The organism is Caulobacter sp. LjRoot300, assembly GCF_964253875.1.
In the GTDB taxonomy this organism is placed as follows: domain Bacteria; phylum Pseudomonadota; class Alphaproteobacteria; order Caulobacterales; family Caulobacteraceae; genus Caulobacter.
This window is the reverse complement of the sequence record NZ_CAXUSA020000007.1, coordinates 126,023-145,387: the sequence shown is the minus strand read 5'-3', so window position 1 is coordinate 145,387 and position 19,365 is coordinate 126,023. Positions and strand designations below refer to the sequence as shown.

Below are 19,365 nucleotides of genomic sequence, written 5' to 3'. Positions count from 1 at the left end.
CACGACCAGGGCCGGCACGCCGACCTGACGGGCCAGCAGGATGTGCTCGCGGGTCTGGGGCATCGGGCCGTCGGCGGCCGACACCACCAGGATCGCGCCGTCCATCTGGGCCGCGCCGGTGATCATGTTCTTCACATAGTCGGCGTGGCCGGGGCAGTCGACGTGGGCGTAGTGACGGTTGGCCGTCTCATATTCCACGTGCGCGGTGTTGATGGTGATGCCGCGGGCCTTCTCTTCCGGCGCGGCGTCGATGTCGGCGTAGTTCTTCGCCGTGGCGCCACCGCTCTTGGCCAGAATGATGGTGATCGCCGCCGTCAGCGTCGTCTTGCCATGGTCAACGTGACCAATGGTGCCGATGTTGCAGTGCGGCTTGTTACGTTCGAACTTTTCCTTGGCCATTTTTCTCTAGCTCCGGACCCCAGAGGGGCCTGCAATTAAAAGGGGATTTCTGGGGTTAGCTTAGGCGTACTTCTTGATCACTTCGTCGGCGACGTGTTGCGGCACCGGCTCGTAGTGGTCGTATTGCATGGTGAACTGGGCGCGGCCCTGGGACATGCCGCGCAGGGTGTTCACATAGCCGAACATGTTGGCCAGCGGCACGAAGGCGTTCACCACCGTGGCGTTGCCGCGCATGTCCTGGCCCTGGATCATCCCGCGACGGGCGTTCAGGTCGCCGATGACCGAACCCAGGTACTCTTCCGGGGTCACGACCTCGACGGCCATGATCGGCTCGAGCAGCTTGGGAGCGCCCTTTTCACGCAGTTCCTTGAAGGCGGCGCGCGACGCGATTTCGAACGCCAGCACGCTGGAGTCGACGTCGTGGTACTTGCCGTCCGTCAGGGTGGCCTTGAAGTCGATCAGCGGGAAGCCGGCCAGCAGGCCGTTGTCCTTGACGGACTCCAGGCCCTTCTGAACGCCGGGGATGTATTCCTTCGGCACCGCGCCGCCGACGATCGAGTTCTCGAACACGAAGCCCGAACCCGGTTCGCCCGGTTCGAAGGTGATCATGACGCGGGCGAACTGGCCCGTACCACCGGTCTGCTTCTTGTGGGTGTAGTCGATGTCGACCTTGCGGCCCAGGCTTTCGCGATAGGCCACCTGCGGCGCGCCGATGTTGGCTTCGACCTTGTAGGTCCGCTTCAGGATGTCGATCTTGATGTCCAGGTGCAGTTCGCCCATGCCCTTCAGGATCGTCTGGCCGCTTTCGAAGTCGGTCGAGACGGTGAAGGACGGATCCTCGGCGGCCAGCTTGGCCAGGGCGACGCCCAGCTTTTCCTGGTCGGCCTTGGACTTGGGCTCGACGGCGATCTCGATGACCGGGGCCGGGAACTCCATGCGCTCCAGGATGACCGGCGACTTCAGCGGATCGCACAGGGTGTCACCGGTGCGGGTTTCCTTCAGGCCGGCCAGGGCGACGATGTCTCCGGCGAAGGCTTCCTTGATATCTTCGCGGTTGTTGGAGTGCATGAGCAGCATGCGGCCCACGCGCTCGCGCTTGTCGCGCGTGGCGTTCAGCAGGCTCATGCCGGTTTCCAGCTTGCCCGAATAGATCCGGCAGAAGGTCAGCGAACCAACGAAGGGGTCGTCCATGATCTTGAACGCCAGGACCGACAGCGGCTCTTCGTCCGAGGCGTGACGCACGACGTCTTCTTCGGTCTTGAAGTCGATGCCCTTGGTCGGCGGGATGTCCAGCGGCGACGGCAGGTAGTCGACGACGGCGTCCAGGAGCGTCTGCACGCCCTTGTTCTTGAAGGCCGAGCCGCAGAGGATCGGATAGAAGGCGCCGGTCAGCACGGCCTTGCGGATGCACTTCTTCAGCACCGCTTCCGAGGGCTCTTCGCCGCCCAGATAGGCTTCCATGGCTTCGTCGTCGAGCTCGACGGCGGCCTCGACCAGGTAAGCGTGAGCTTCCTTGGCCTTGTCCAGCAGGTCGGCGGGGATCTCTTCGTCGCGGAAGTTGGCGCCCAGGGCGTCGTTGTCCCAGACCACGGCCTTCATGCGGACCAGGTCGACCAGGCCGCTCAGCGAGGATTCCGAACCGATCGGGAACTGGATCGGCACGGCCTTGGCGCCCAGACGGTCGCGGATCGATTCCACCGACTTGTCGAAGTCGGCGCCGATCTTGTCCATCTTGTTGACGAAGACGATGCGCGGAACGCGATACTTGTCGGCCTGGCGCCAGACGGTTTCGGTCTGCGGCTCGACGCCGGCGTTGCCGTCCAGCACCGTCACGGCGCCGTCGAGGACGCGCAGGCTGCGCTCGACTTCGATCGTGAAGTCGACGTGTCCGGGGGTGTCGATGATGTTGAGGCGCTTTTCTTTCCAGAAAGCGGTCGTCGCGGCCGACGTGATGGTGATGCCGCGCTCTTGTTCCTGGTCCATCCAGTCCATGGTCGCGGCGCCGTCGTGGACTTCGCCGATCTTGTGCGACTTACCCGTGTAATACAGGATCCGCTCGGTCGTCGTCGTCTTCCCGGCGTCGATGTGCGCCATGATGCCGAAGTTGCGGTAGTCTTCGATTTTATGCTGGCGGGCCATGGATCTAGCTCTGCGTGACTGCCCGACCCCAAGCTGGGGCAGGGACATTTAAACGTGCGGCGCGGGCGGTTTATCTCAAACCGCCCGCGCCTGAAAGAGTGCTGGTAAGAAAGGTTACCAGCGGTAGTGCGAGAACGCCCGGTTGGCTTCGGCCATCTTGTGGGTGTCTTCGCGCTTCTTCACCGCGGTGCCGCGGTTGTTGGAAGCGTCGAGCAGCTCACCAGCCAGCTTTTCGGTCATGGTGTTCTCGCCGCGCTTGCGGGCGGCGGTCACCAGCCAGCGGATGGCGAGGGCGCGGCGGCGGTCCGGACGGACTTCCACCGGCACCTGGTAGGTGGCGCCGCCGACGCGGCGCGACCGGACTTCGATCGCCGGGGCGACGTTGTCCAGGGCGGAGTGGAAGGTCTCAAGCGGACCTTGGTCCTTGCGCTTGTTTTCCAGGATGTCGAAAGCACCATAGATGATGTTTTCGGCGACGGCTTTTTTGCCCTCGTACATCACGTAGTTCATGAACTTCGTGACGATCAGGTCCCCAAACTTGGGATCCGGCAGGACTTGGCGTTTCTCGGCGCGACGGCGGCGGGACATCTTCTTCTATTCCTTACTTCGGACGCTTGGCGCCGTAGAGCGAACGACGCTGCTTACGATCCTTGACCCCTTGGGTGTCGAGGACGCCGCGCAGGATGTGATAGCGGACGCCGGGCAAGTCCTTGACGCGGCCGCCGCGGATGAGCACCACCGAGTGCTCCTGCAGGTTGTGGCCTTCGCCCGGGATGTAGCAAACGGCTTCGATGCCGGTGGTCAGACGGACCTTGGCGACCTTACGCAGAGCCGAGTTCGGCTTCTTCGGGGTCGTCGTGTAGACGCGCGTGCAAACGCCGCGACGTTGGGGGCAGCCCTTCAGGGCGGGCACCTTGTTCCGGACCGGCTTAGGCTGGCGCGGTTTGCGGATGAGCTGGTTGACGGTAGGCATTAAGTCTCTGCTCTGATGGAAGCGTGTGCCTTTCGGCCGAGGCGCTTCAGGTCCTTGTCATTTTTATTCCGGCTTTCTCGGCCTCGGATGAGGACCTGATAAACACGAAACTCGCCGGGACGCGGGCAGCGTTCCGGCGGGCTGATCCGTCGGGGTAAGGGACGGGCGCTCATCAGGACGGACAGGGTCCGCCTCGAAAAGAGCGCGGAAACTACTCGCGAACGCATCCGACGTCAATGCCGAGTCAAATCACGGGTTTGCGCCGGTTATTCGCCCCTCCACGGCCACGCTTTCGCCACCTGAGGTGGCAAGCTTGATGGGCGTCGTCCAGCCGTTCACGAGCCCGCCTTGCGCCTACCGAAGACCCCTCGCGAGCGCCTGGAACGAGGTGCGACCCTGGCCGCCGTCGTCGGGCTGCATGGCCTGGCGCTGTTTCTGCTGGCCCGTCCGGCGGCGCCGCACTTCCCCGACCGCTCCACGGACGAGGGCGCGATCGAGGTGGCGCTGGACCGGGCTCGGCCGGCGACAAGACCCGCGGTCCGATCCGAGGCGGCGGCGTTCGTCCCACATCGTCCCGCCCTCCAGGCGTCCTCGATAGTGGAGACCCTTCCCGTGGCCCCCGCACCGACCGGCCCAGCAGCGACGCCGGCCGCCGCGCCCCCGGGCCCGCACGGCGACCTGGGCGCCGTCCTGCGGGCCGGGGGCTTTGGCTGCGGGAGCGAGCGCGAGGTCTTCCTGTCGCCGGAGGACCGCGCCCGCTGCCAGGAGAAACTCGGCGCCCTGGCGCTGAAGGCCCCGCCTCTCACAGCCCCGATCGACCCGGCCAAGCGCGCCTATTACGACGCGGTCGCCGAGGCCTACAGGAATCGCGGGCAGCCCGTCCCGCTCAACGCGCGGGGTGGAAACGGCATGTTCGACGTCAACGACAGCGTCTTTCCAGGCCACGGACCGCGCGTCGGCTGCTCGGTGAAATTCGGGCCCAACGCCGCAAGGACACCCAAGGGGCCGCCCAACGCCCTGCGCGCCGGCCCCTGCTTCATCCAGCCGCCGAACGGGTCGCTGAGCCCGGAGGTCGACATCCGCAAACCCTACTAGCGCCAGCCTTGACCCATCCCATCTAGCGTATGGCGGACACCGTTTCGCCACTTGCGGTGGCAAACCTGTTCTCTCCGGTCCTGTCGAGTTCGTTCTTGCCCCAAATCCCGGCCACGGCGCGCAAAACCCGGTTGAGAAACGGCGCCGTTCTTTGCGGGTCGCTGGCGCTGCACGCCGTGATCCTGGTCGTCCTGGGTTGGCCGGTGGTGACCCGCTTCCAGGACCGGTCGAGCGACGAGGACGCCATCCGCGTCACCTTGGAGCGTGACCTGGCGCCCCGCCGCCCCACCCTGGAGCCGGTGGCCAGCGCCGAGCGGGCGGCGGCGGCCTCGCCGATCCAGCCGCGCGCGCCGCGCCGGGTCGCGCCGTCCTGGATCCGGCCCCTGGGCGTCGCGCCCGCTCCCGGTCCGCCCGCCCCCAGCAACCGCGCGACCGGCCTCCATCCCGCGCCCCTGCCCGAAGGCCCGCGCGGCGACCTGCGGACGGCCCTGCGCGGCAGCAGCGCCGGCTGCGCCAACGCCGAGGCGGTCGGCCTCAACCGGCGGGAACAGGAACATTGCGACGAGGTGTTCGGGGCCAAGGTCCGCAACGCCCCGGTCTATGACGCGCCGATGGACGCGGCCAAGCGGCGGGGCTTCGACGCCCAGGCCCTGAAGCAGCAGGCCGACCGCGCCTATCGCGACGCTCCGACCGTCGGCGTGGATCACCGCAATCGCGACAATCCGGGCAAGGGCAAGGATATTCCCTGGGTGCTGGGCGCCGAGCAGGACGGCCTGGGCCGGTCGCTGTCGACCGAGCAGCAGGCGCTCAGGCGGCTGGACGATGCGCGGAAGGCCGACGAGCGTCGGAAGAAGGCCGCGCGCCAGAACGACCAGCGCTAGCCGCGCCCACCTTGAAGTGGCCGACCAGGGCGGCCAGGCCCTCGACCTCGCGCACCAGGGTCAGGCTGTCGGCGGCCGAGCGATTGACCATGGCGGCGTTCTTCTGGGTGGCCTGGTCCATGTGGCTGACGGCGGTGTTGACCTCGGACAGGCCCGAGGCCTGCTCGGCGGCCGAGGCGGCGATCCGGCCGATGACGCCGTCGATGGCGCCCACCTGGCCGGCGATCGTCTGCAACGCCTCGCCCGTGCGGCCGACCAGCACGACGCCGGCCTCGACCTGACGGGCGGAGTCGGCGATGTGGACCTTGATCTCCTTGGCCGCGTCAGCCGAGCGCTGGGCCAGGGCCCGGACTTCCTGCGCAACGACCGCGAAGCCGCGGCCGGCGTCGCCCGCGCGCGCGGCCTCGACGCCGGCGTTCAGGGCCAGCAGGTTGGTCTGGAAGGCGATCTCGTCGATCACGCCGACGATCTGGGCCACCTGGTGCGACGAGGCCTCGATGCCGCCGATCGCCTGGATGGTCTCGTCGACGACGGTGCGCGAACGGCCCGCCTCGGCCTGGGCCTGGCTGACGGCCTCGCGGGCCCCGCGCGCGCCGTCGGCGGCCACGCGGACGGCGTTGGTGATTTCGGTCAGGGCGGCGGCGGCCTCTTCCAGGCTGGCGGCCTGCTGCTCGCTGCGGGTCGACAGGTCGCCGGCCGCGCCGGCGATGCCGTTGGCGCCGGCGGTCAGGCCGCCGACAGCCGAGATCACCGCGCCCATGGCCTGCTCCAGGCGCTCGACCGCCTGGTTGAAGTCGGCCCGCAGGCGTTCGTAGTCGGGGGCGAAGGCCTCGGTCAGGCGGACGGTCAGATCGCCGGCCGACAACCGGTCCAGACCCTGGGCCAGGCGCGAGACGACCAGGGCCTGCTGCTCGGCCTGGTGGCTATCGCGATCGGCCGACAGGCGGCGCTCGGCCTCGGCGGCCTGGCGATGGGTCTCGGCCTCGGCTTCGATCCGGCCCTTCTCGCGGGCCTCGTCACGGAAGGCGTGGACCGCGTCGGCCATCAGGCCGATGTCGTCGCGGCGGCCGGCGAACGGCAGGGCCACGGTCAGGTCGCCGCCCATCACCCGCTTCATGGCCTCGCGCAGGTCGCGCAGCGGCGACAGCTGGCGACGGACCACGGTCACCGAGGCCGCGACGCCCAGGGCCGCCAGCACCGCGCCGGCCACGGCCAGCCAGATCAGCTGGCGATAGACCGGCTGGAAGTAGTCGGCCTTGGCGACGCCGACATAGAGGATGCCGATCACCTCGCCCGAGGCGTTCTTGATCGGGTCGTAGGCCGCGAAATAGGGCTTGCCCAGCACCTTGGCCTCGCCGCGATAGGACTCGCCGCGGCCCAGCACCGCGTCATAGACGGGGCCCTTGGCCAGGGGCGTTCCCACGCCGCGGCTGCCGTTCGGCTTCTGGACGTTGGTGGCGATGCGGGTGTCGCCCAGGAAGATGGTCATGGTGCCGCCGACCAGGTCCTTGACGTGGTCGACCGTGGCGATGTCGCCGTTCAGCACCTTGCCGCCCGCGGTCAGCTTGTCGCCGTCGCGCGCGAAGACCGCGTCCGGGCCGCCGACGGCGTCCCAGGCCACCCGCAGGCTGGCCTCCTGCTGGCTGACCGCTTGGGCCTTGGCGAAGTCCAGCGAGTTCTTGCCGACGATGGCCAGCAAGGCCAGCAACAAGGTCATGAAGGCCGCGACGACGGTCAGGCTGACCTTGGTGGAGATGTCGGAACGCATGGGGGCGCCAATGTCTGGAGAATCCTGCCTCCGGTTTGCACCGCAACACCTCAAGCAAGGCTTAACCTTCCGGTCGATTGATCCTTCTGATGAAACCGCGACGTTGCGCCGCACCCGGTAAACGGCTCAGGCGACGGGCGCCGCCGACGCGTTCCAGGCCGCCGTGCCCAGGGTCACCGGCGAATAGTCGCCGAATGTCCAGCGCAGCGGCAGGGCTGCGGGCCGGCGCCAGGCGCGCTCGACGATGAACCGCCATTGGCGCTGGACGCCCTCGGGCCAGCCACCGACGGGCGGTTCCCAGTCGATCCCGACCCGGCCTTGCAGGTGCAGCAGGTCGCCGGTCTCGAAGTCGACGAACAGCAGGGCCGCACGGGGATCCAGCACCAGGTTGCCCAGGGTGTTGAAGAACCGGTTGCCCCGGAAGTCGGGGATGGTCAGCACCTCGCCGCTGGCCTTGGCGAAGCCAGGCAAGCCGCCCCGATGCGAGATGTCGACGCCGCCGTTGTCGCCGCCGGCGTTCGTGGCCACGAACATCGTGTCGGCGCGGGCGATCTGGGCCAGGTCCTCCGCCGTCGGAAAGGCGATCGCCTCGGCCGGCAGGGTCGAGGCCGGGTTCGGCGCCACCGCGCGGGTCTGGATGTACTGCGGACAGTTGCCGAAGCTCTGCAGCACCCGCAGCGTCAGGCCGTCCTGCCCCGCCGCCATGATCAGCCCGTTGGCGCGGTTGCGGCGGCGCGTGGCGAAGTCCAGACCCAAGGCCCCGAACGGCCGGCCGGCGGCGAACAGCTCGGCGCCGGGCTCGTCCGCGCGCGGCCGAGCCGCGACGGTCAAGGTGTTGGGGTCGGGGCTCTGAACGAAGCCGGGCGGGCCGGTCAGCACCGTGGCCACGGGCCAGCCCTCGGCGTCGGTGGTGGCGATGAACAGGTAAGGCAGCAGGGCGAAGAAGTCGCGATGCTGGTCGGGCATGAAGGAGCGGATGCCCGCCATGCCGGGCGCGCCCGTCCCGGCCAGAGCCTGGGCGATCAGTTCCCCGCGATGGAAAGGGCCTTCCATCCTAGGCGGCCTTGGCGAAGTCGGGCATGGGCCTGAACCAGGGCTGGGCCTCGACCCGGGCCAGCCAGGCGCGCACGGCGGGATAAGGCTCCAGCGCCACCCCGCCGTCAGGGGCGTGGGCGACATAGGAGTAGCAGGCCAGGTCGGCGATGGTGACGTGGTCGGCGGCCAGGAAGGCGCGGTCCGCCAGATGGCCGTCCATGAAGGCCAGCACCCGGGCGGCGATGCGGGTGGCGCGGGCCGGATCGTCGGGTAGGTCGAACAGGGCGATCATCCGGGCGATGGCCGGACCGTGCATGACCTCGCCGGCGGCGATCGACAGCCAGCGCTGGACGCGGGCGGCGGCGACTGGCTCCTGCGGCAGCCACCCGGCGTCGGGCGCGTAGCGGCGGGACAGATAGACCAGGATGGCGTTGCTGTCGGCCAGGACCAGGTCGCCGTCCTGCAGCACGGGGACCTGGCCCAGCGGGTTGAGGGCCAGGAAGGCCGGCGAGGCGCGGACGTCCTTGGGGGCGTTGGCGAACCGCCAGGCCAGGCCCAGGGCGTCCAGCATCAGGCCCACGCGGTGGGTGTGGCCCGACAGCGGCGTGCCGTGCAGGATGATGGCGGCGTCGGACATTTAGAGTCTCCCTCTCTTGCGGTCCCATATTCGCCATTGCTCCAGTCGAAATGAATTGCGCAAATCGGCAAGAGATAATTGCGGATTTCGGAATGGATCGTCTGGACGAACTGGCCCTGCTGGTGGCGGTCATCGACACCGGGTCGCTGGCGGCCGCCGGACGTCGGCTGCGGCGCTCGCCCGCCGCCATGACCCGGGCCCTGGCGGCGCTGGAGGAGCGGATGGGCGCGCGGCTGATCGAGCGCACCACCCGTCGCCTGGCCCCCACCGAGGCCGGCCGCGACCTGGCCGAGCGGGCCCGGCGGCTGCTGGCCGACTACGAGACCGCCCTCCAGGCCCCCGCCCCCGACGCGGTGCGCGGCACGCTGCGGATCACGGGCCCGACGGTGTTTGGCGGCCGGCATCTGACGCCGGTGGTGGCCGACTTCCTGGCCCAGCATCCCGGCGTCCTGGCCGACCTGATCCTGCACGACCGCAATCTGGACCTGATCGAGGGCGAGCTGCACGTGGCCCTGCGGATCGGTCCGCTGGCCGATTCCAGCCTGGTGGTCCGCAGGCTTGGCCAGGTGCGCCGGCTGCTGGTGGCCGCGCCCGACTACCTGGCGCGGCGCGGGACGCCGCTGGAGCCCGGCGACCTGGCCGGGCACGAGGTGATCCTGACCACCGTGGTCTCGGCCTCGCCGGAGTGGCGGTTCGAGCATCGCGGCAAGGCCCGGGCCGTGCGGCTGGAGCCTCGGCTGCGGGTCAACAATGTCGAGGCGGCGCTGGCGGCCATGCTGGCCGGACGCGGGATCGGCCGGGCGCTGTCCTACCAGGTCGCCGAGGACCTGGCGGCCGGGCGGCTGGTCCGCCTGCTGCCCGACTTCGAGCCCCCGTCCCTGCCGGTGCAGCTGGTCACGGTGGGCGGCCGCTTCATGCCGCCGCTGGTGCGGGCGTTCCTGGACTTCGCGACGCCGAGGCTGGAGCGGCTGGCGGTGTTGCGGGGCTCGTAGAGCTGAGGACGCCCCCTCCGTCGGCTTCGCCGACACCTCCCCCGTTTCACGGGGGAGGAGAAGGTTGGCGCTGCGGTCTCCTCCCCCGCAAAGCGGGGGAGGTGGCGCGATGCGAATACGCATCGTGACGGAGGGGGCGTCCCCGCCGCCGCACGCCCAAAACAAAACGGCCCGGGATCGCTCCCGGGCCGTTCCGTTTCAGTCCTCGAAGGAAGCCTACGCCTCTTCGGCGATGACCGCGGGCAGCGGCTCCATCGCGTCTTCGCGCTGCTGGGCCAGTTGCTCGTCGCGCTTGGCGGCGACGCGCTGCAGGCTGCGCAGGTAGGAACCCGTGCCGGCGGGGATCAGGCGACCCACGATGACGTTTTCCTTCAGGCCTTCCAGGGTGTCGGTCTTGCCGTGCACCGAGGCTTCGGTCAGGACGCGGGTCGTTTCCTGGAACGACGCGGCCGAGATGAAGCTCTTGGTCTGCAGCGAGGCCTTGGTGATGCCCAGCAGCACGGGCTGCGTCGTGGCCGGACGGCCGCCGCGGGCGACGGCCTTGTCCTGCTCGACGTAGAACTCGGGCTTGTCGAGGTGATCGCCCTTGATCAGACCCGTGTCGCCCGGCTCGACGATCTCGACCTTCTGCAGCATCTGACGAACGATCGTCTCGATGTGCTTGTCGTTGATCGGCACGCCCTGCAGTCGGTAGACCTCCTGGATTTCGTCCACGAGGAAGTTGGCCAGGGCCTCGACGCCCAGGATGCGCAGGATGTCGTGCGGATCCGGGTTGCCGTCGATGATGTACTCGCCGCGCGTGATGTAGTCGCCATCATGCACCGCGATGTGCTTGCCCTTCGGGATCAGGAACTCGACCGCTTCGGGCTGGTTGCCGTCGGCGTCGATGTCCGGAGTGATCTTGATCCGGCGCTTGTTCTTGTAGTCCTTGCCGAATTCGACGCGGCCGTCCATTTCCGCGATGACCGCGCAGTCCTTGGGACGGCGGGCTTCGAAGAGTTCGGCGACGCGCGGCAGACCGCCGGTGATGTCCCGGGTCTTGGCGCCTTCGGTCGGGATCCGCGCGATGACCTCGCCCGGCTTGACCATGTCCCCGTCGGCGACGGAGAGAATGGCGCCGACCGACATCAGGTAGCGAGCCTCGCCGCCGTTGGCCAAGCGAACGTACGAGCCGTCTTCGGCCAGAACGCCCATGGCCGGACGCAGGTCCGAGGCGCGGGCCGAGGTCCGCCAGTCGGCGATCACGCGCTGCGCGATGCCGGTGGCTTCGTCGGTCTCCTCGCGGACGGAGAAGCCGTCCACCAGGTCTTCGGCGCGGATCTTGCCGGCCACTTCGGTGATGATCGGGGTGGTGTAGGGGTCCCAATCGGCCAGGCGCTGGCCGCGCTTGACCTTGTCGCCGTCCTTGACCTTCAGGCGCGCGCCGTACGGCGGCTTGTAGTTCTCGCGTTCCTTGCCGTCGACCAGGACGCTGACGGCCGTGTTGCGGCTCATGACGACCAGCTGGCCGTCCGAACCCACCACGGTGGCGCCGGTCACGCGGACCGTACCGTCGTTGCTGCTTTCGAAGAACGACTGCTCGGCCACCTGGGCGGTGCCGCCGATGTGGAAGGTCCGCATCGTCAGCTGGGTGCCGGGCTCGCCGATCGACTGGGCGGCGATGACGCCGACCGCTTCACCGATGTTCACCGGCGTGCCGCGGGCCAGGTCGCGGCCGTAGCAGGCGCCGCAGACGCCGATCTTGGCTTCGCAGGTCAGGACCGAGCGCACCTTCACCGACTGCACCGCGGCGGCTTCGATGGTGTCGGCCATGTTCTCGGTCAGGTAGGTGTCGGCCGGGATGATGATCTCGCCGGTGGCCGGATCCTTGATGTCCTCGGCCGAGAAACGGCCCAGGACGCGGGCGCCCAGCGAGACCAGCACGTCGCCGCCCTCGACCACGGCGCGCAGGGTGATGCCCCGCGTGGTGCCGCAGTCTTCCTCGACGATGATGCAGTCCTGCGCGACGTCGACCAGACGGCGGGTCAGGTAGCCCGAGTTGGCGGTCTTCAGCGCGGTGTCCGCCAGGCCCTTACGGGCGCCGTGGGTCGAGTTGAAGTACTCCTGAACGGTCAGGCCTTCCTTGAAGTTCGAGACGATCGGGGTCTCGATGATCTCGCCGGAGGGCTTGGCCATCAGGCCGCGCATGCCGCCCAGCTGCTTCATCTGGGCTTGCGAACCACGGGCGCCGGAGTGGGCCATCATGTAGATGGCGTTGATTTCCTTCTCGCGGCCGTTCTCGTCCTTATGCTTCATCTGAAGCTCGGCCATCATCTCGTCGGCGACGCGGTCGGTGGCCTTGGCCCAGGCGTCGACGACCTTGTTGTACTTCTCGCCCTTGGTGATCAGGCCGTCGGCGTACTGTTGCTCGTACTCCTCGGCCAGGGTGCGGGTCTCGGCGACGATCGCCTCCTTCCGCTTGGGGATGATGATGTCGTCCTTGCCGAAGGAGATGCCGGCCTTGGCCGCTTCCTTGAAGCCCAGGCCCATGATCTGGTCGGCGAAGATCACCGTCGCCTTCTGACCGCAGTGGCGGTAGACGACGTCGATCAGGTTGCCGATTTCCTTCTTGGTCAGCGCCTTCTCGATCAGTCGGTGACCGATCGCGGTGTGCTGCGGCAGAAGGGCGGCGATCTTCATCCGGCCCGGGGTGGTGTCGATCACCCGGCGACGGACGACGCCGTCGGCGTCCATTTCCGTGAAGCGCGACTTGATCTTGGCGTGCAGGCTGACGACGCCGGCGTCCATGGCGGCTTCGATCTCGCCCAGGTCGGCGAAGATCTTGCCTTCACCCGGCTCGCCGTCGCGGGCCACCGACAGGTAGTACAGGCCCAGGACGATGTCCTGCGACGGCACGATGATCGGTCGGCCGTTGGCGGGCGACAGGATGTTGTTGGTCGACATCATCAGGACGCGCGCTTCCAGCTGGGCCTCGAGGCTCAGCGGGACGTGCACGGCCATCTGGTCGCCGTCGAAGTCGGCGTTGAACGCGGCGCAGACCAGCGGGTGCAGCTGGATGGCCTTGCCCTCGATCAGCTTCGGCTCGAACGCCTGGATGCCCAGACGGTGCAGCGTCGGCGCGCGGTTCAGCATCACCGGGTGCTCGCGGATCACCTCTTCGAGGATGTCCCACACCTGGGGTTGCTCGCGCTCGACCATGCGCTTGGACTGCTTGACTGTGCCCGACAGGCCCTTAGCGTCTAGGCGCGCATAGATGAACGGCTTGAACAGCTCCAGGGCCATCTTCTTGGGCAGGCCGCACTCGTGCAGCTTCAGGTCCGGCCCCACGACGATGACCGAACGGCCCGAATAGTCGACGCGCTTGCCCAGCAGGTTCTGGCGGAAGCGCCCCTGCTTGCCCTTCAGCATGTCGGCCAGCGACTTGAGGGGCCGCTTGTTGGCGCCGGTGATCACGCGGCCGCGACGGCCGTTGTCGAACAGGGCGTCCACCGACTCCTGCAGCATCCGCTTTTCGTTGCGGATGATGATGTCGGGGGCGCGCAGCTCGATCAGGCGCTTCAGACGGTTGTTACGGTTGATGACCCGGCGATAGAGGTCGTTCAGGTCCGAGGTCGCGAAGCGGCCGCCGTCCAGCGGCACCAGCGGGCGCAGTTCCGGCGGGATCACCGGCACGACCGTCAGCACCATCCACTCCGGACGGTTGCCCGACTCCTGGAAGGCTTCCAGGATCTTCAGGCGCTTGCTGAACTTCTTCTGCTTCATGTCCGACGGATTGCCCGCCAGCTCTTCGCGCAGCTTCTCGGCTTCCTTTTCAAGGTCGATCGCCTTGAGCAGGTTCTGGACGGCCTCGGCGCCGATCTCGGCGGTGAAGCTGTCGTCGCCGTATTCGTCCTGGGCGCGCATGAAGTCGTCCTCGCTGAGCAGCTGGTGCTGCTTCAGCGGGGTCAGGCCCGGCTCGGTGACGATGTAGTATTCGAAGTACAGGACCCGCTCGATGTCCTTCAGCGGCATGTCCAGCATCATGGCGATGCGCGAGGGCAGCGACTTCAGGAACCAGATGTGGGCGACCGGCGAGGCCAGCTCGATGTGGCCCATGCGCTCGCGACGGACGCGGGCCAGGGTGACCTCGACGCCGCACTTCTCGCAGATGATGCCCTTGTACTTCATGCGCTTGTACTTGCCGCACAGGCATTCGTAGTCCTTGGTCGGGCCAAAGATACGGGCGCAGAACAGGCCGTCACGCTCGGGCTTGAACGTGCGGTAGTTGATGGTCTCGGGCTTCTTGATCTCGCCGAACGACCACGAGCGGATCTTTTCCGGCGAAGCCAGCGAGATGCGGATCTGGTCGAAGGTCGGAGCGGCCTGGACCGGATTGAAGATGTTCAGGACTTCCTGGTTCATCTTGGTTCCTTCTGCGGGACTACCCGCGAAAATTCAAAGTTGGAGAGCGGGCTGATGGGCCCTCCCCGCCTTTTCAGGCGGAGAGGGAGATCCGGATCAGCTGTTCTCCAGCTCGACGTTCAGGCCGAGCGAGCGCATTTCCTTGACCAGCACGTTGAAGCTTTCCGGGATACCGGCTTCGAACGTGTCGTCGCCGCGGACGATCGACTCGTAGACCTTGGTCCGGCCGGCCACGTCGTCGGACTTCACCGTCAGCATTTCCTGCAGGGTGTAGGCCGCGCCGTAGGCTTCCAGAGCCCACACTTCCATTTCCCCGAAGCGCTGACCGCCGAACTGGGCCTTACCGCCCAGCGGCTGTTGCGTGACGAGCGAGTACGGACCGATCGAACGGGCGTGGATCTTGTCGTCGACCAAGTGGTGCAGCTTCAGCATGTAGATGTAGCCGACCGTGACCGGACGCTTGAACTGGTCGCCCGTCTGGCCGTCGAACAGGATCGACTGACCCGACGGATCGACGCCCGCCATGATCAGGTGCTCTTCGATGTCGCCGATGCGCGCGCCGTCGAACACCGGGGTGGCGATCGGAACGCCCTTGCCGAGGTTGCGGGCCAGTTCGACCAGCTCTTCCTCGGTTTCCGGCAGTTCCTCGTCCGGGCCGTAGATCTCGGTCAGACGATCGACCAGGGCCTGCTTCTGACCGCCGGCCTGCCAGTCTTCCAGCAGGTTGGTGATCTGCTTGCCGAGATTGGCGCAGGCCCAGCCCAGGTGGGTTTCGAAGATCTGGCCGACGTTCATGCGCGAAGGCACGCCCAGCGGGTTCAGAACGACGTCCACGTGCGTCCCGTCGGCGAGGAACGGCATGTCCTCGATCGGCAGGATGCGCGAGATGACGCCCTTGTTGCCGTGACGGCCGGCCATCTTGTCGCCGGGCTGAAGCTTGCGCTTCACGGCCACGAAGACCTTGACCATCTTCATCACGCCCGGGGGCAGTTCGTCGCCGCGCTGCAGCTTGTCGACCTTGTCCTCGAAGCGACGGTCCAGGCGCTTGCGGTTCTCGTCGAACAGACGGCGCAGGCTTTCCAGTTCGCCCATCGCCTTCTCGTCCTCGAGGGCGATCTGCCACCACAGGCCGGGCTGGACTTCAGCCAGGCCCTCGGCGGTGATCTCGCCGCGCGACAGGCCCTTGGGACCCGACAGGGCGACGTTGCCGATCAGCAGTTCGCGCAGGCGGCCCGAGATGTTGCGGTTCAGGATCGCGAACTCGTCGTCGCGGTCCTTACCCAGGCGATCGATCTCGGCGCGTTCGATGGCCAGGGCGCGTTCGTCCTTGTCGACGCCGTGACGATTGAACACGCGCACGTCGACGATCGTGCCGGCGACGCCCGGGGGCAGGCGCAGGCTGGTGTCGCGGACGTCCGAGGCCTTTTCGCCGAAGATGGCGCGCAGCAGCTTTTCTTCCGGCGTCATCGGGCTTTCGCCCTTCGGCGTGACCTTGCCGACCAGGATGTCGCCCGGCTGGACCTCGGCGCCGATCGCCACGATGCCCGCTTCGTCGAGGTTGCGCAGGGCTTCCTCGCCGACGTTGGGGATGTCGCGGGTGATTTCTTCCGGACCGAGCTTGGTGTCGCGGGCCATGACTTCGAATTCCTCGATGTGGATCGAGGTGAAGACGTCGTCACGGACGATGCGCTCGGAGATCAGGATCGAGTCTTCGAAGTTGTAGCCGTTCCAGGGCATGAACGCGACGAGCGCGTTGCGGCCCAGAGCCAGTTCGCCCAGCTCGGTCGACGGGCCGTCGGCGATGATGTCGCCGGCGCTGATACGATCGCCCACCTTCACCAGCGGGCGCTGGTTGATGCAGGTCGACTGGTTCGAACGCTGGAACTTGCTCAGGCGATAGATGTCGACGCCCGAACGGGCGGCGTCGGTCTCTTCGGTGGCGCGGACGACGATACGCGTGCCGTCGATCTGCTCCACGACGCCGGTGCGCTTGGCGATGACCACGGCGCCGGAGTCACGGGCGACCACGGCTTCCATGCCGGTCCCGACCAGCGGGGCGTCGGACTGCACCAGCGGCACGGCCTGACGTTGCATGTTCGAGCCCATCAGGGCGCGGTTGGCGTCGTCGTTTTCCAGGAACGGGATCAGGGCCGCGGCCACCGACACGACTTGGCGCGGCGACACGTCCATCAGGTCGACCTGTTCCTTCTGGAGCAGGGTCGGCTCGCCGTTGATCCGGCCGGGGACCAGGTCGTCGACGATCTCGCCGTTCAACACCTTGATGTTGGACTGGGCGATGACGTGCTTCGACTCTTCCATGGCCGACATGTAGACGACCTCTTCGAGCGGCTTGCCGTCGGCGACGCGACGGTAGGGGCTCTCGATGAAGCCGTACTTGTTGACCCGGGCGTGGGTGGCCAGGCTGTTGATCAGGCCGATGTTCGGGCCTTCCGGCGTTTCGATCGGGCAGATGCGGCCGTAGTGCGTCGGGTGAACGTCGCGGACTTCGAAGCCGGCGCGCTCGCGGGTCAGACCGCCCGGGCCAAGCGCCGACAGACGGCGCTTGTGGGTGATCTCCGACAGCGGGTTGGTCTGGTCCATGAACTGCGACAGCTGCGAGCTGCCGAAGAATTCACGCACCGAGGCCGCGGCCGGCTTGGCGTTGATCAGGTCGTGCGGCATCACGGTGTCGATGTCGACCGACGACATGCGTTCCTTGATGGCGCGCTCCATGCGCAGCAGGCCGACGCGGTACTGGTTTTCCAGCAGTTCGCCGACCGAGCGGACCCGGCGGTTGCCCAGGTTGTCGATGTCGTCGATTTCGCCGCGACCGTCGCGCAGGCCGACCAGCAGCTTGAGCACCGCCAGCACGTCTTCCTTGCGCAGCACGCGCATCTCGTCCGAAGCGTCCAGCTCCAGGCGCATGTTCATCTTCACGCGACCGACGGCCGACAGGTCGTAACGCTCGGCGTCGAAGAACAGCGACTTGAACATCGCCTCGGCGGCTTCGACGGTCGGCGGCTCACCCGGACGCATCACGCGGTAGATGTCGAACAGGGCGTCCTCGCGGACGGCGTTCTTGTCCACCCGCAGGGTGTTACGCATGTAGGCGCCGACCGTCACGTGGTCGATGTCCAGCACGTCGATGGTGCTGAAGCCTTGGTCGGCCAGGGCCTGGATCGAGGTGACGTCCAGCTCGTCGCCGGCTTCGGCGTAGATTTCGCCGTTCTCGAAGTTGACGGCGTCGCGGGCCAGGTAGCGGCCGGTCAGGGCCTCGGGGGCCAGCAGCAGGGTCTTCAGACCGTTGTCGGCCAGCTTCTTGGCCTGGCGGGCGGTGATCTTAGTGCCGGCCGGAGCCACTTCCTCGCCGGTGTCGGCGTCGATCAGGGCGAATTCCGGCTTCACGCCGCGCCAGCGCTCGGGCTTGTACGGGGTGGCCCAGCCTTCGGCGCCGGCCGCGGTGCGCTTCTCGAACGGGACGACGTCATAGAACGTCGTCAGGATCTCTTCGCCGTCCATGCCCAGGGCATAGAGGAAGGTGGTGGCCGGCAGCTTGCGGCGGCGGTCGATGCGGACATAGACCACGTCCTTGGCGTCGAACTCGAAGTCCAGCCACGAGCCGCGGTACGGGATCACCCGGGCGGCGAACAGCAGCTTGCCCGAGGCGTGGGTCTTGCCCTTGTCGTGGTCGAAGAACACGCCGGGCGAACGGTGCATCTGCGAGACGATGACCCGCTCGGTGCCGTTGACGATGAAGGTGCCCTTGTCGGTCATGAGCGGGATGTCGCCCATGTAGACGTCCTGCTCCTTGATGTCCTTGACGGACCGGGCGCCGGTTTCTTCTTCGGTTTCGAACACGATCAGCCGCAGCTTGACCTTCAGCGGCGCCGCGAAGGTCATGTCGCGCTGGATGCATTCTTCAACGTCGTACTTGGGCTCTTCGAATTCGTACGAGACGTATTCGAGCACCGCGCGCTCGTTGAAGTCCTTGATCGGGAACACCGACTTGAAGACCGCCTCGATGCCCTCGTCCTTGCGCACGCCCGGACGGACTTCGCGCTGGAGGAACTGTTCGTAGGAGGAGCGCTGAACCTCGATCAGGTTCGGCATTTGCACAGCTTCGGGGATGCGGCCGAAAGACTTCCGGATCCGCTTCTTGCCGGTGAAGGATTGCGCCATGTTTTTTCCCTGGGCGCGGACGGACTCCGCGCGTGAATTCGAATGCACCTAGCGTCCACCCTCGCCGCTCTCCCCTCGGGAGAACGCTGGACGCTGGAATTCCCCTGTCAGGACAACCGGGACCGGAAGCCTGACGGGCGCCCCTTCGCGCTGGTCGGAGGGCGGCTGACCGCGCCTCGGGGCGTATCATGCGGACACACGCGTACGCGCTCCGCCGAATTTCTTCGTGAGCCGGCGGATATAGGACAACCGGCCCGGATTGGGAAGGGGGTTTATCCACAAAAGAATGCGGAAGCGCCTGGAACCAGACCCGCGGACGTCGCAGCCCAGCTCGAACCTTGAAATGCGGGGCCGGTCGGAAGTTCCTGCCGACCGGCTAGACGCTCATGTTCACGAACTGAGGGACCGAGACGCCGTCCTTGCCCTGCTTGCGGGCGCTTTCCATGGCGTCCTTGATCTTCTGCTGGACCGCTTCCTCGACCATCTTCAGCGCCGCCGAGCGCTGCTCGGGCGGCATGGCGTCGAGGCGATCCTGGGTGAGACCCATGGTCTTCATGGCCTCCTCCCGCCATTGCTTGAGCTTTTCCTCCCAAGCCGTCTTCTTGGCGTCCCGGGCGAAGGCGACAAGGCCCTTCTCGCGGACGGAATCCACATCGCTCCGGGCTTCGATCTTGGATCCGCCGACGGCGGAGCCGCGGCCGACATTCATGCCGTAGCCCGAATGGCCTCCGGAAATCCCTGAAATGGTCATGCTCGCCCCTTCGCGGTTCGCCGAAGGGTTGCAAGTCTCGTGCCACAACGGGGCGCTGGAGAGGCGTGTCCGCCCTTGAAGCTCGGCTCCCAGCCCGCCCTCGAAGGGCGGGCTG

Annotated in this window: 13 protein-coding genes; 3 read left to right on the top strand and 10 right to left on the bottom strand. The window is 67.3% G+C overall.

Going from position 1 to position 19,365, the window contains the following annotated elements; all coding sequences use genetic code 11:
* From ACSQ2G_RS21285 to rpsL, 4 genes are all read right to left on the bottom strand, one after another.
* Positions 1-399: GTP-binding protein (locus tag ACSQ2G_RS21285; protein WP_436034294.1), on the bottom strand; the 399-nt coding region annotated here is incomplete at its 3' end.
* 60 nt (positions 400-459) lie between these two features.
* The gene (gene fusA, locus ACSQ2G_RS21280; protein ID WP_436034292.1) at positions 460-2,538 is read right to left on the bottom strand and encodes an elongation factor G; all 2,079 of its coding nucleotides are present in this window, start codon (positions 2,536-2,538) and stop codon (positions 460-462) included.
* A 114-nt stretch (positions 2,539-2,652) separates the two neighbouring features.
* Entirely contained in the window at positions 2,653-3,126 is a 474-nt protein-coding gene (gene rpsG, locus ACSQ2G_RS21275) for a 30S ribosomal protein S7 (RefSeq protein ID WP_007661568.1), read from the bottom strand.
* Positions 3,127-3,139: 13 nt separating this feature from the next.
* A complete protein-coding gene (rpsL, locus tag ACSQ2G_RS21270; protein ID WP_007661566.1) occupies positions 3,140-3,511 on the bottom strand; it encodes a 30S ribosomal protein S12 in 372 nt (123 codons plus the stop codon).
* A 348-nt stretch (positions 3,512-3,859) separates the two neighbouring features.
* Here rpsL and ACSQ2G_RS21265 point away from each other — a divergent pair, with 348 nt between their 5' ends.
* Entirely contained in the window at positions 3,860-4,606 is a 747-nt protein-coding gene (locus ACSQ2G_RS21265; protein WP_436034288.1) for a hypothetical protein, read from the top strand.
* A 176-nt stretch (positions 4,607-4,782) separates the two neighbouring features.
* Complete coding sequence (locus tag ACSQ2G_RS21260) at positions 4,783-5,487, top strand: hypothetical protein (RefSeq protein ID WP_436034286.1); 705 nt, start codon at positions 4,783-4,785, stop codon at positions 5,485-5,487.
* Here the strand turns inward: ACSQ2G_RS21260 and ACSQ2G_RS21255 are convergent.
* The 3 genes from ACSQ2G_RS21255 to ACSQ2G_RS21245 form a co-directional block, all read right to left on the bottom strand.
* Entirely contained in the window at positions 5,414-7,255 is a 1,842-nt protein-coding gene (locus ACSQ2G_RS21255; RefSeq protein WP_436034284.1) for a methyl-accepting chemotaxis protein, read from the bottom strand. The two genes, ACSQ2G_RS21260 and ACSQ2G_RS21255, sit on opposite strands and share 74 nt — an antisense overlap.
* 126 nt (positions 7,256-7,381) lie before the next feature.
* A complete protein-coding gene (locus tag ACSQ2G_RS21250; protein WP_436034282.1) occupies positions 7,382-8,308 on the bottom strand; it encodes a pyridoxamine 5'-phosphate oxidase family protein in 927 nt (308 codons plus the stop codon).
* Between the two features lies 1 nt (position 8,309).
* On the bottom strand, positions 8,310-8,927 hold the full coding sequence (locus tag ACSQ2G_RS21245) for a glutathione S-transferase (RefSeq protein WP_436034281.1): 618 nt from the start codon (positions 8,925-8,927) through the stop codon (positions 8,310-8,312).
* Positions 8,928-9,019: 92 nt separating this feature from the next.
* On the opposite strand from ACSQ2G_RS21245, the gene ACSQ2G_RS21240 reads away from it, so the two are divergent.
* Complete coding sequence (locus ACSQ2G_RS21240; protein ID WP_436034279.1) at positions 9,020-9,919, top strand: LysR family transcriptional regulator; 900 nt, start codon at positions 9,020-9,022, stop codon at positions 9,917-9,919.
* Positions 9,920-10,135: 216 nt separating this feature from the next.
* Here the strand turns inward: ACSQ2G_RS21240 and rpoC are convergent, their stop codons facing one another.
* From rpoC to ACSQ2G_RS21225, 3 genes are all read right to left on the bottom strand, one after another.
* Positions 10,136-14,320 carry a DNA-directed RNA polymerase subunit beta' gene (gene rpoC / locus ACSQ2G_RS21235; RefSeq protein ID WP_436034277.1) on the bottom strand — a complete coding sequence of 1,395 codons (4,185 nt, stop codon included), beginning with the start codon at positions 14,318-14,320 and terminating at the stop codon, positions 10,136-10,138.
* A 96-nt stretch (positions 14,321-14,416) separates the two neighbouring features.
* A complete protein-coding gene (rpoB, locus tag ACSQ2G_RS21230; protein ID WP_436034274.1) occupies positions 14,417-18,499 on the bottom strand; it encodes a DNA-directed RNA polymerase subunit beta in 4,083 nt (1,360 codons plus the stop codon).
* 376 nt (positions 18,500-18,875) lie between these two features.
* The gene (locus tag ACSQ2G_RS21225; protein WP_436034272.1) at positions 18,876-19,250 is read right to left on the bottom strand and encodes a hypothetical protein; all 375 of its coding nucleotides are present in this window, start codon (positions 19,248-19,250) and stop codon (positions 18,876-18,878) included.
* Positions 19,251-19,365: the final 115 nt, after the last annotated feature.

Coding starts and splice junctions, on each gene's coding strand:
- fusA (WP_436034292.1), bottom strand. CDS start 2,538: ATGGCCCGCCAGCATAAAATCGAAGACTACCGCAACTTCGGCATCATG.
- rpsG (WP_007661568.1), bottom strand. CDS start 3,126: ATGTCCCGCCGCCGTCGCGCCGAGAAACGCCAAGTCCTGCCGGATCCC.
- rpsL (WP_007661566.1), bottom strand. CDS start 3,511: ATGCCTACCGTCAACCAGCTCATCCGCAAACCGCGCCAGCCTAAGCCG.
- ACSQ2G_RS21255 (WP_436034284.1), bottom strand. CDS start 7,255: ATGCGTTCCGACATCTCCACCAAGGTCAGCCTGACCGTCGTCGCGGCC.
- ACSQ2G_RS21250 (WP_436034282.1), bottom strand. CDS start 8,308: ATGGAAGGCCCTTTCCATCGCGGGGAACTGATCGCCCAGGCTCTGGCC.
- ACSQ2G_RS21245 (WP_436034281.1), bottom strand. CDS start 8,927: ATGTCCGACGCCGCCATCATCCTGCACGGCACGCCGCTGTCGGGCCAC.
- ACSQ2G_RS21240 (WP_436034279.1), top strand. CDS start 9,020: ATGGATCGTCTGGACGAACTGGCCCTGCTGGTGGCGGTCATCGACACC.
- rpoC (WP_436034277.1), bottom strand. CDS start 14,320: ATGAACCAGGAAGTCCTGAACATCTTCAATCCGGTCCAGGCCGCTCCG.
- rpoB (WP_436034274.1), bottom strand. CDS start 18,499: ATGGCGCAATCCTTCACCGGCAAGAAGCGGATCCGGAAGTCTTTCGGC.
- ACSQ2G_RS21225 (WP_436034272.1), bottom strand. CDS start 19,250: ATGACCATTTCAGGGATTTCCGGAGGCCATTCGGGCTACGGCATGAAT.